The sequence below is a fragment of the Mesorhizobium sp. Mes31 genome, assembly GCF_024519675.1.
Lineage (GTDB): Bacteria > Pseudomonadota > Alphaproteobacteria > Rhizobiales > Rhizobiaceae > Mesorhizobium.
Genome location: NZ_JALJRL010000039.1, coordinates 7,716 through 14,586, shown reverse-complemented (window position 1 = coordinate 14,586; position 6,871 = coordinate 7,716). Strand labels below are relative to the sequence as shown.

General features: G+C 62.3%; 11 protein-coding genes and 1 pseudogene. All 12 read left to right on the top strand.

Features of this window, described 5'->3' with window-relative positions:
- A partial coding sequence (locus NR193_RS32750) for a hypothetical protein (protein WP_256754793.1) occupies nucleotides 1–340 on the top strand: 340 nt, incomplete at its 5' end.
- An 85-nt stretch (nucleotides 341–425) separates the two neighbouring features.
- Nucleotides 426–818 carry a hypothetical protein gene (locus NR193_RS32745; protein WP_256754792.1) on the top strand — a complete coding sequence of 131 codons (393 nt, stop codon included), beginning with the start codon at nucleotides 426–428 and terminating at the stop codon, nucleotides 816–818.
- A 96-nt stretch (nucleotides 819–914) separates the two neighbouring features.
- Complete coding sequence (locus tag NR193_RS32740; RefSeq protein WP_256754791.1) at nucleotides 915–1,106, top strand: hypothetical protein; 192 nt, start codon at nucleotides 915–917, stop codon at nucleotides 1,104–1,106.
- Between the two features lie 135 nt (nucleotides 1,107–1,241).
- Nucleotides 1,242–1,535 carry a hypothetical protein gene (locus NR193_RS32735; protein WP_256754790.1) on the top strand — a complete coding sequence of 98 codons (294 nt, stop codon included), beginning with the start codon at nucleotides 1,242–1,244 and terminating at the stop codon, nucleotides 1,533–1,535.
- Nucleotides 1,536–1,726: 191 nt separating this feature from the next.
- Nucleotides 1,727–2,356: a DUF1419 domain-containing protein gene (locus tag NR193_RS32730; protein WP_256754789.1), complete on the top strand. Its 630-nt coding sequence runs from the start codon at nucleotides 1,727–1,729 to the stop codon at nucleotides 2,354–2,356.
- Entirely contained in the window at nucleotides 2,340–2,777 is a 438-nt protein-coding gene (locus NR193_RS32725) for a hypothetical protein (RefSeq protein WP_256754788.1), read from the top strand. Before NR193_RS32730 ends, NR193_RS32725 begins: the two co-directional genes overlap by 17 nt.
- 83 nt (nucleotides 2,778–2,860) lie before the next feature.
- Complete coding sequence (locus tag NR193_RS32720; protein ID WP_256754787.1) at nucleotides 2,861–3,202, top strand: hypothetical protein; 342 nt, start codon at nucleotides 2,861–2,863, stop codon at nucleotides 3,200–3,202.
- Nucleotides 3,096–4,199, top strand: a complete 1,104-nt coding sequence (locus tag NR193_RS32715; RefSeq protein ID WP_256754786.1) for a hypothetical protein — start codon at nucleotides 3,096–3,098, stop codon at nucleotides 4,197–4,199. The genes NR193_RS32720 and NR193_RS32715 overlap by 107 nt, the downstream gene beginning before the upstream one ends.
- A complete protein-coding gene (locus NR193_RS32710; RefSeq protein WP_256754785.1) occupies nucleotides 4,192–4,521 on the top strand; it encodes a hypothetical protein in 330 nt (109 codons plus the stop codon). The genes NR193_RS32715 and NR193_RS32710 overlap by 8 nt, the downstream gene beginning before the upstream one ends.
- A 109-nt stretch (nucleotides 4,522–4,630) precedes the next feature.
- Nucleotides 4,631–4,906, top strand: a complete 276-nt coding sequence (locus NR193_RS32705; protein WP_256754784.1) for a hypothetical protein — start codon at nucleotides 4,631–4,633, stop codon at nucleotides 4,904–4,906.
- Between the two features lie 99 nt (nucleotides 4,907–5,005).
- Nucleotides 5,006–5,461 carry a hypothetical protein gene (locus NR193_RS32700; protein ID WP_256754783.1) on the top strand — a complete coding sequence of 152 codons (456 nt, stop codon included), beginning with the start codon at nucleotides 5,006–5,008 and terminating at the stop codon, nucleotides 5,459–5,461.
- Nucleotides 5,462–6,038: 577 nt separating this feature from the next.
- Nucleotides 6,039–6,871, top strand: a pseudogene (locus NR193_RS32695) (methylase); the annotation flags it as partial.

Here is a 6,871-nt window from a genome sequence, read left to right as displayed (position 1 = left end):
CAGAAAGGAACCGCCGCGAGAACGGCCAACCTACAGTTCGCCGGCCTGTTTTACCCTGCACGAGGGCGATTTCGGCCAAGCGGGCATCATCGTCCTCTCGGTGCGCCGCACATATTCGGTCGAAAGCGACCTGCGTTTCGAGATCGTCGAGCGTCCCGCGATCGGCATGGTTCGCGTCTTGCAGGATGTCGGCGATAGTTCGGAACTCCTGCACCTCGCCCGGGATCGCGAGGCCGCCGAGCGCTGGCTCGCTAGCAACCGGTACAGCCGAGCTTATCTCGAAGAGGTCACCGCCGATGAGGTCGGCGCCGACGTCGTCGAGGGCCGCACGGCCGCCTGATCACTTCATCACACAGAGCCAACCTTCCGACAGGTCCGGGGTCGCGCAAGCGATCCCGGACCTGTTCCGTTTCATGGAGATCAACATGTTCGACTGGACCAAAAGCTGCTCCTATGACGAGCAGCAGAAAAGACGTTTTCACACGACGGCCCGCTCGCGGCTGAAGAAACTCGCCGCCGAGCTTCATCTGCCAGCCGGATCGTACGAAGTGCGTTCCAACAAGGCGGGAATCGCCGTCGCCGGTGAAGTGACCCTGCATCACACCGCCGTCTACATCCAGGTCGGCCAGTTCGGCATGTCCTCGGGGCACGGCATCCTGATCCGTACCTGCAAGGGCCGCAAGGACTATACCGGCGGAGCCAACCACTTCGTCGCGCTCGCCATGCTCGACGACATTCCGGCGCTCGCCGCGGCCGTCCGCGCCATCACGGGCGTTGGCCGGGATGCTGTGCATTCCCCCGATCGACACGCCGCCTGAAGCCGCCACCCGCGGCACCGGAAGTCTGCAGCGCCACCGGTCTGTCCATGCCGCAGGCTGCCCCGTCCATCAACGTGAGGAAGGATCATCATTCACATGGCAAGACACAGAATCAGGATCATCCAGGTCTTCAGGACCACACGCAGCATCGAGATCGAGGTTGAGGCAGATGACGAGCATGACGCTCGCGAAGGGATGTCCTCCGGCGCCATCGACACACCCGATTTCGACGATCCCCGCTGGCAAACCGGCTGGGACCTTCAGAACGAGGAGGTGGGGCCGGCATGACAATCGACCTGTGATCAGGGCCGGTTCTCGCCGGCAATCCTGTCACCCGTCCGATCCGGACCTGCCGTCTACGGGTCTGGCTGTTCTTCCGGCTGCCGCCCGTCTTTTCTTATATCAAGACCACGGAGCTTTCCGATGACCACGCTCGAAACCCATCGTTTCGCCGTGATCTCCACCGCGCATGTCTCGGAGACCACGGCCAGGCGGCTCGACAATACGCCGCCAAAGGACTGGCCCTGCCTTGGTGGGCCCTACGGTGAATATGGCTGGTTCCTCTATGCCCATGACGAGAACGCCGGTGTCTGGCCGGACGTCATTCCCGACGAACTTTTCAAAGTCATGACCTGGGCCCGACGACAGGGCTTCGACTACATCGTCCTCGATTGCGACGCCGACCAGGTCAAGGAATTGCCTGTCTTCGACTGGTAGATACCAACAGCGCCGGTGGTTCGGGCGCACCGTGTCTCGTCACGAGCGACCTCGCCGCGCAAGCTCGAGCTCGATTGATCCCCTCATCTACCGCGGCCGGCCAGCCCAGCCGCCGTCCAACGACACCACCCGGCAGTTGCGACACCGCGATTCACGCCGCGCGGCGTCGACCTGCGCTCAGGAGAAATTCCATGATCAGGCATCCACCCTTCAGGAAGGTTTTCTACGGCGTCGCCACGCGCGAAGAGATGTTTCGGCTGTTCAATCATCACCGCGATGATCCCGCTGTCGATCCCCTTTCCGGCAAGCCCTATTCATCGGAATGGTTCGAGATCGAGGCGGCCCAATATCACTTCATGCTCGGGCTGCTGCCGCCGCTTTTCCAGAGATCCGGCATGTTCGGCCTGTCTGAATACAAGGCCGGCAACGTCACCAGCGTGTTCTTCGCGATCAGGATTCGTGGCCGCGAACGTTTTTTTCACGGCTTCTGCGACCTTGGCGACAGACAATCACCTGACAAGATGCGCGCCGCCATCATCGCGCACGAAACCGGCGCGACCGACAGCATGACCCGCGAGGAAAAGCTCGAAGCGATCTGGAGTGCGACGCATCCCGACTTCAAGGGGATCGCCGGCGAAGCGGATCCTGGCGACTGGCCTGCGAAGCACCATGGCAAACGCTTTGTCCTCGTCGGCGGCGGACCAGACAGGGTTCCGAAGCTGCTCGAAGACCTTTCTGACGAAGAGATCGACATCCGCATGGCGGAGATCAGGGCGTATAGCGGCAACACGGGAGGGCCCACCGATGCGGACCCATCGTAAGCAGACGTCGTCGACAGCCACGCAGACCTACGAGGCGCATTCGACCTATGCGGCGGCCCTTGGTGCTCCCGATCGTTGCCGATATCGGCGCACGCCGCCCGGGGCGCCAACGGTAGCCGGGCTCGTACGGCCCGGAGACACAATCTCCACCTCCTACAACACCGGCGGTGTGGTGATCGAGGTGAAGGAATATTTCCACGCCGCACCCACGGGCGAGACGCTGTCGCACTTCACCATCGTCTACGTACCACCGGACCGCGCCTCAAAATACCGCAATACCGACCGGTGCTGGATCAACGAATGCGTGGCCGTCGGCAACCGCATCCTGAAGTTGTTCGAAGCCAACACGGACGAGGTTTTCGTCGTTGACCGTGCGCAGGCAACCCAGCCCAGGCGCTCCAGGACCATCCTGATCACATAGAACCAGTCTTCCGCAGCCCGGCATCGCCGGGCTTTCGCATTTCCAGAGCCGCCCGACCGGCCCTTCAACCAGGGAGAAACACTATGTCACGCCTCTACGATCCGGAGAACTTCCGTGGTCGCGTCAACTATGCGGCCAAGGTCATTGCCTACGGCCGCCGCCCGACGCGGGCTTTCGACAATTGCTTCGAGAACTATGACGGTGACGAAGTCGCGACCGCGATCCTGCGGCGCTCGAAAAAGAACGCCCGGCTCGCTGCCAATCTCCAACGCTATCTCAGCCTCGCCTCCATCGAAGAGGCGGCAGAACGGCTCGCAGATGTTCCCACCCGAAAGCTGCCGGAAATCGCACGGCAGACACGCGCGCGGCGGAAGGCCGAATTCGACGCGTGGTTCGAGCAGCAAGCGGATCGATGGTCCGGATAGCGCATGCCCCACATGCCCGCACATTCTCGTCCAGCCGCCAACGGCATCATCCTCACTCGGAGCCCGGCCTAGCGCCGGACTCTTTGCGTTCCAGAAAGGCAAATCCATGACCTGTCTCCAGACCAAGATCACCACCTATCCCGCACTTCCGATCGCCGATATTTCGCCGCTCGAAAAGCTGATCCTGTCCAAGGTGCTCGATTGTGCGGAAATCGATGAAGGCTTGGAACTCTACACCGACACGGGCCCCATGAATCCCATCGTCGTCTCGCGACGCGAACTGATGGAGGCGATGGACACGTCGGATCAGGCGAACAAGAGCCTGCTGAAGAGGTTCGTCAGGGAGCGCGTTCTCTCCATTCTCCCCGCGGAAGATCCCGACCTCGATGGTGTTGTCTTCGTCGATCTCAGCGAGTTCCCCTGGCATTTTGTCGTACAGGACATCATCATCCGATCGCCGACGGCGCGGGAGCTTGTCGTCATCCAGTGGATCAGCGATCCCAGCCAACGACCGGATACCTTCGGCGCCAGTGTGTCGCTCATTACCGAAAACGGCATTTTCCAAGCTACGAGCGAAGACCTGCTCGCGGATTTCCAGAAGCGCGACCAGGCGCTCGCGTCTGGGAAGTCGGATGGCGATGGCGCTCCCCGGCCACATATCGACAGTGTTGTTGTCTCTCCAGACAATCCCAACGAAACCGTCGATGCGCTCATGATGGCGGAACACTTCGTCGCCGGCTTCGAAGACGACGAGACCCAGGAGGGCATCGCCGACATCCTTGCGGGTCTTCGCGCCGCGATCCGTCACGGGCGGCTCCGACCTGTGCTGCTCGATGCCCTGAAGGAACTACGCTCGGCAGTGATCGGTTTCAGGGATGATGCCTACAGGCGCGCGCCGCATCTAAAGGTCGGCAACGAGGCGGCGAACATGCTGAGCGCCTTCCTTCTCAATGCCGAACAGGTCATCGCAGAGGCGGAGGGTCGGAACGATGGCTGATCTTTCCGGAGACCTCGTGGCCGGCCACTATGCCGCGACCGGTACGGTCTTTACCGGGCGCCGCAACCTGTTCTCGCTGGAGCCGGGAAACGAACACCATGTCGGTACGCTGGTCAGCGGGTCGCGGACCAAGCTCCTGCGCTTCAACGAAGACTGCGACAGGATCGTCCGCGGTCTCGCCATGCTCGACGCCAATGACGAAATGCTGACGGCGCTGAAGTCCTCGAAGCATTGCCCGTCACCAAATCCTGGTCTCTTGCCGAACTCGCGGCGCGCGACCTGGCGCGTACCGTCATCGCCAAGGTCGAGCGACGCATCTTAAGGTAGGTTCCGCAATCCCGCGGCCGACGACCTGCCACCATTCCCATAACTTCCCCGCCGCCGCTGCCTTTCGGGAGCCACGGCAGAGCTTTGCCTGATGGAGCCCGCAAATGCAGAAACAGGAATTCGCCAGATCGCGCGCAGCAAGCGCGGCGCGCATCCCGGGCGGCCTTCTCATCGTTCAACAGCGCCGGCTGCTCCGCACTGCACTGGGTGGCCGTCTGCTGGCCGTCTGCTACGGCGCCGGCGTCGATTCCACCGCGTTGCTTGTCGCCTTGAAGCTCGCGGATTTCACGCCAGGCATCATTACCTTCGCCGATCTCGTCGCCGAGAAGCCCGAGACGATGGCGCATCTCGACCGCATGCAATCCATCCTCGCGCAATAGGGCTGGCCACCAATCACCATATGCCGGAAACGTACGCTTCCCGGAATCGGCTATGACGACCTTTACGGCAACTGCATCGCCAATGAGACATTACCTTCGTTGGCCTTCGGGATGCGCAGCTGTTCGATCAAGTGGAAACAAAAGGTACAGGACCAGGCGATCAAAGGTTGCAAAACCGGTCCCAATGCGAGCGCATCCCATCTGATCTGGATCGAAGCGCAGCAACGCGGTGAACGCATCGTCAAGCTGATCGGATATGACTGTAGCGCGGCCGACATCCGTCGATCAAAGAAGCTGCCGACCGCCGATGCCGATTTCGACTTCCTCTATCCTCTTCAGATGCTGGGATGGACACGGCAGGATCGCATCGACATCATCGCCACCGTGCTCGGCGCCGACTGCGTCCCGATCAAATCGGCGTGTTTTTTCTGTCCCGCGAGTAAAACCTGGGAGCTGTTCTGGCTCGCCGCCCATCATCCCGATCTGCTCGAACGCGCTCTCTTCCTCGAACGCAACGCGCTGACAGGTCGGCATAGCCGCTTCGATGAAATCTAGTTCGGCGCCACATGGGAAGAACTGGTGCGCAACGCCAACCGGTTTCCGAGCACAAACACGACAGTCGGCCTGGGCCGATCGTTCTCATGGAACCAGTGGGCAAGGGTGAACGGCGTTGTCGATGAGACATTTCGCGTCCGCCGTGACGAAACCGATCGCGCCCGTTTCCTTGCGCGCGCCGCGGAACTGCGTCAGTCGCGAAACGCCAACCGGGGGATCGGCAACCGGGCCAACAATCGTCAGGAACCAGCCGGCCTGTGCCCTTGCTCCGGCGTTCCAACCTAACCGCAGAAGATTCATGCCGATCTATCGGCTTGGATCAGGCCCGTTTGACCGCGGCCCGATGCTGATCGATTGTGCGATCAACACCTTCGCCTACGCGCTCGCCGCGCCGTTATCCTGCCTGGCGCGGCAGCCCAGATTGCCCAAAAGAGGCGGCCGATAGCTACCAAAAGTTCTTTGCCGGTTCGCTTCGTCCACGTCGCCGGAGGGAGAGCGGGGCCGGGAGGAGTTCGGCCTTGCCGCGGCGCAGAGAGTGCGCCGGCAGGGCGGACACTCTCGCTCGAAGGAAATCCCCATGAACATCGTCACGACCCCGCCGGCCGTCACCCGAACGGCCGCACCCATCGCCGCGTCAGTACCTACCCCCGCCGACACCGCTCAAGCTATTCATCTGGCGGCGACCCAGCTTCTTCCCTTCCTCGAACAGGGCAAGCCGATCACCACCGCGGCTCTGCGCACGGCCATGACCGACAGCTTCGGCGGCACTGACGCGCAGGGATTCTGGGTCTGGAAGGACGCCTACGAGGCACTCGAAGCCGCTCAGATCCTGTTTCTCCGCCGCTTCGGCTCGGCGATCCTGTCCCGTTCATCCTCGCCGCAGGCAACGCTGGCGATGATGAAACGCATTGCCGAGCTCGTTCCCACCCACACAAGGCGCTCCGACGAGAGCCAGGTGATGCAGCAGCTATCGACGCCGCTGCCGCTCGCCTTCATCACGGCTCATGCCGCCGCGATCTCCTCGTCGGATGTCGTTCTCGAACCCTCGGCCGGCACTGGTCTGCTCGCCGTGTATGCCGAAATCGCCCGGGCTTCGTTCGCGCTCAACGAGCTTGCCGCGACACGCGCCGATCTGCTCGGCCTGCTATTTCCGCGCGTCCGCGTCTCCCGGCATGACGCAGCCCATATCGATGACCATCTCGATGGCGCCGTCGAGCCGTCCGTGGTGTTGATGAACCCGCCCTTCAGCGTGGGCGCCTATGTCGACGGCCATGTCGCCGACGCGGCATGGCGGCATCTTTCTTCGGCTTTCGCCCGTCTGCGCGCCGGAGGGCGACTGGTCGCCATCACCGGTACCGGCCTCTCCCCCGAAAACCCCAAATGGCGGCCCGCCTTCGAGCGGCTGCAGCG

Bases quoted from the DNA above. Each gene is read 5' to 3' on its own strand.
- NR193_RS32745 (WP_256754792.1), top strand. From the start codon at position 426: ATGTTCGACTGGACCAAAAGCTGCTCCTATGACGAGCAGCAGAAAAGA.
- NR193_RS32740 (WP_256754791.1), top strand. From the start codon at position 915: ATGGCAAGACACAGAATCAGGATCATCCAGGTCTTCAGGACCACACGC.
- NR193_RS32735 (WP_256754790.1), top strand. From the start codon at position 1,242: ATGACCACGCTCGAAACCCATCGTTTCGCCGTGATCTCCACCGCGCAT.
- NR193_RS32730 (WP_256754789.1), top strand. From the start codon at position 1,727: ATGATCAGGCATCCACCCTTCAGGAAGGTTTTCTACGGCGTCGCCACG.
- NR193_RS32725 (WP_256754788.1), top strand. From the start codon at position 2,340: ATGCGGACCCATCGTAAGCAGACGTCGTCGACAGCCACGCAGACCTAC.
- NR193_RS32720 (WP_256754787.1), top strand. From the start codon at position 2,861: ATGTCACGCCTCTACGATCCGGAGAACTTCCGTGGTCGCGTCAACTAT.
- NR193_RS32715 (WP_256754786.1), top strand. From the start codon at position 3,096: ATGTTCCCACCCGAAAGCTGCCGGAAATCGCACGGCAGACACGCGCGC.
- NR193_RS32710 (WP_256754785.1), top strand. From the start codon at position 4,192: ATGGCTGATCTTTCCGGAGACCTCGTGGCCGGCCACTATGCCGCGACC.
- NR193_RS32705 (WP_256754784.1), top strand. From the start codon at position 4,631: ATGCAGAAACAGGAATTCGCCAGATCGCGCGCAGCAAGCGCGGCGCGC.